Origin of the sequence: Acinetobacter sp. VT 511 (assembly GCF_001077515.1) — a bacterium.
In the GTDB taxonomy this organism is placed as follows: Bacteria; Pseudomonadota; Gammaproteobacteria; order Pseudomonadales; family Moraxellaceae; genus Acinetobacter; species Acinetobacter schindleri.
Genome location: NZ_LFRE01000114.1, coordinates 1 through 362 on the forward strand (window position 1 = coordinate 1; position 362 = coordinate 362).

Genomic DNA, 362 nt, shown 5'->3' on the forward strand with positions numbered 1-362 from the left:
AAGTACCGATCATCTAGTATTTTTTAGGGTCAATTCGACACCAATCATAAGTTTTATTTTTGACTTTATTTGGCTCAAATGAATAGCATTTCTTAGTCATAATTCTGACTAGCGTTTCGCCATCACTTTCTCTAATTTGTATCGGATATTTTTTAAGTACAGCCATATCAGCTCTACGTTCATCAATTTCATCTTTGCTTGTCACGTATAAGAATATTGCCAAAATGAATCCCATCTCTAAGGCGACAAATGCACTAGCAAAAATGATGATAAATTTTGAGTTCATTCTGTTTGTGGCTTCGTTTAATGCCTGAATACTGTTATTCAATGCGCCTGTATGCTTCTTATTTGCGATTTCTAGC

At 34.3% G+C, this 362-nt stretch carries 1 protein-coding gene; it reads right to left on the reverse strand.

Going from position 1 to position 362, the window contains the following annotated elements:
- Window positions 1–13: 13 nt before the first annotated feature.
- A partial coding sequence (locus ACS72_RS16005) for a hypothetical protein (RefSeq protein WP_048882688.1) occupies window positions 14–362 on the reverse strand: 349 nt, incomplete at its 5' end.